The following is a 2,628-nucleotide window of genomic DNA, read 5'->3' as shown; positions in this document are numbered from 1 at the left end:
GGCTTCGCCGACGGCGCGGGCGTAGTCGGGGTAGTCCACCGGGTCGGCGGTGAAAGTGCCGAGGTCGAGAATCTCGTGGCCGGCTTGCATCACAACTTTGAGGGCGGTCTCCTTGAGGACGAAGCCGCCGTGGTCGCAGGCAATGGCAATCTTCATAAGAGCTTTGCCACGAATCGCTTCGTGCGAATTCGCACGAATTATTTTTGATTTCAATTCGTGGTAATTAGGAACGGGAATTAAATAACTGTCTGATTTGGAAGGGCGCGATAATTCCATTGCGGCAGAAGTTCATCAAAGATAATGCGCATCTTCGTTTTGAAGTCTTCAGCCGCTTTGCGCCCGGTCTGATAAACTTTCTCGATGATGTCGACGACGACCTTCAAGCCCTTGCTGGTTTTGGTCTTTTCCATCAGTTCTTTGACCAAGGTCAGGCTGGTGAAAATCACGCCCTGGCAGGCACGGGTGACGTGGGGAAACAAACGGTGCTCAATCGGGTTGTACTTGGAACAGTAGGGCGGATAATGCGCGATTCGGATTTCAATCCCAAGCTCATCGGCCAGCTTCTGCAAGTCTTCCTTGAAAATGTACTGGCGGGCGCTGTGGCTGCCGCCGCCATCACACAAGCCTAGAATCGCCGTCGCCTGGGGATAGTCAGCCCGTCCATGCTGAGTCCACCAGGCCTGAAGGCAATCACAAACGAATTCGCTGGTGTCCTTGCTGGTGCCGAGATGGAGATAGCCGAGATTGCGCTGCAAATCCAGGATGCCGTGCGGAATGATGATTCCGTCAGCCTCGCTGTTGAAGTCGTGGTCGTAAGTCCGGAGTTCTTCCAAGGTATACAAGTGGCCGTCACGGTAGAAGTTGCCCACATACTCTTTTTTCTTGGTATCAAAGCTGATGATCGGGTTGCCGGCCGCCTGAAATTCGGCTTTCAACTCAGCAATCCGGGTGAATTGTTCATTGCGGTGAGCCACCGCTTTCAGTGTTTGTTTCTTTTGCGCCTGTCGGCGACGGTACTTGTGCTTGTGGAGCAGTTTGCGCACCACACTCTTGCTGACCCACACTTGATGATGCTTGGCCAACAGTCCAGCAATGTCCTGCGGGGTCAAGTCGGTCCAGACCACCCGCTCGTCCATCGGGTCGCCCGCGGTGTGGTCTTTCAGGACTTCCAGAAATTGCCGGTCAATATCTGGATGCACCTCGTCATAGGGCGTGCGCCCAGCCCCTGGTTTTCGGAGCAAGGGTTCATAAAGAGGCTGGGCTGGCAGTTCGGCCAACTCCTCCAAGCCTCGGCTGACCGTCTTTTCATTACAGCCCAGCAACTTGGCGATGTAGCCTTGTCCGCCGTGTCCCAATTTCAGCGCTTCCACGGCCGCATAGCGCCGCCGGTCTTTTTCGGAGAGCGTGGCATAGTACTTCTTCATCGTCTGCTCAATCTCAGGGGGATAGGGCTGCATCATTTCGCTCCAAATCAAGTCCGGGAGTCTAACCGTTCCTGTCAAGCCTAACGCTTTGAACGAAACAGATCAAGGGCAAAAAATGCGCAAGCCTATTTCGGACAGTTAATAAATTCTCGTTCCTATACCTGACGAACGTTGACCAACTGCACGCCGATAACGACGAGGCCGGCGAGTCGGATGAACCCGACGAAATGGCGGCGATGCTTGGCCCCAGGCCGCCCGCGACTCCCAACGCGATTGAGGATTTTGATAAGCGGATCATCAAGCGGGGCGGCCCGCTCCTGGTTGTCAACGACGAAGCCCACCACACCCACGACGAAGATAGCGCCTGGAGTCAGATTATCCGGCGATTGTATGAGTCGGTGAGGGGCGGCCTCACCGCGCAATTAGACTTTACGGCTACCCCCCGTTACCAGAAGGGCAGCCTTTTCTCTTGGACAGTCTCGGACTATCCCCTCAAACAAGCAATCATTGACGGCATTGTAAAACGGCCCGTCAAGGGACTCACGAGCGGCATTCACGAAATTACTTCATTGGTTGCCAGCACCCGCTATAAAGCCTACCTCACGGCGGGCGCGAATCGTTGGCGCGAATACCGCGATCAATTGGCTCCTCTTGGCAAGAAACCGATCCTGTTTGTCATGATGAACGACACCAGCGAAGCCGACGATGTGGCCGACTACCTGCAAAAGACCTACCCCTCCGAGTTTGGCGGGGACAAACTATTGACCCTTCACACGAACCGATCCGGCGAGATAGCCAAAGGCGATTTGGACACAGCCCGGCAAGCGGCGCGGGATGTGGACATGGCGGCCAGCCCGGTCAATGCCATTGTGAGCGTGCTCATGCTTCGTGAGGGGTGGGATGTGCAAAACGTGACGGTGATCGTCGGCTTGCGGCCCTACACCTCGAAGGCCAACATCCTGCCGGAGCAAACCATCGGGCGCGGCTTGCGCCTCATGTTTCGCAATAGCACCATCGGCTATACCGAACGGGTGGACGTGATCGGCAACAAAAAATTTATTGAGTTCGTCGAAGACCTGGAGCGGCAGGAGGGGTTGGAGTTAGAGACCTTCCAAGTCGGCAAAGACAAACTTGAGATCGTCACCATCCAACCCGACCCGGCGAAGCTGGACAAGGACATTGCCCTGCCCACCCTCAGCCCATT

The 2,628-nt window shown here is 55.4% G+C and carries 3 protein-coding genes; 1 reads left to right on the top strand and 2 read right to left on the bottom strand.

The genetic code is table 11. The annotated features are described in order from the left end of the window. Together HY010_01015 and HY010_01010 are read right to left on the bottom strand one after the other, a co-directional pair. Positions 1-156, bottom strand: a 156-nt coding sequence (locus tag HY010_01015; protein ID MBI3474286.1) for an RpiB/LacA/LacB family sugar-phosphate isomerase, incomplete at its 3' end; no start/stop codon positions are given. Between the two features lie 80 nt (positions 157-236). Continuing rightward, positions 237-1,424, bottom strand: a complete 1,188-nt coding sequence (locus tag HY010_01010) for an ISAzo13 family transposase (protein MBI3474285.1) — start codon at positions 1,422-1,424, stop codon at positions 237-239. Positions 1,425-1,525: 101 nt separating this feature from the next. Here HY010_01010 and HY010_01005 point away from each other — a divergent pair. After that, on the top strand, positions 1,526-2,628 hold a 1,103-nt coding region (locus tag HY010_01005; GenBank protein ID MBI3474284.1), incomplete at its 3' end, for a DEAD/DEAH box helicase family protein.

This window comes from Acidobacteriota bacterium (assembly GCA_016196065.1).
Taxonomy (GTDB): Bacteria; Acidobacteriota; Terriglobia; order Terriglobales; family Acidobacteriaceae; genus Acidiflorens.
The sequence above is the reverse complement of the archived record's forward strand: the minus strand, read 5'-3'. Positions and strand labels throughout refer to the sequence as shown.

What these genes read in the sequence shown, in the direction of transcription:
- HY010_01010 (MBI3474285.1), bottom strand. Translation starts at nt 1,424, where the DNA reads ATGAAGAAGTACTATGCCACGCTCTCCGAAAAAGACCGGCGGCGCTAT.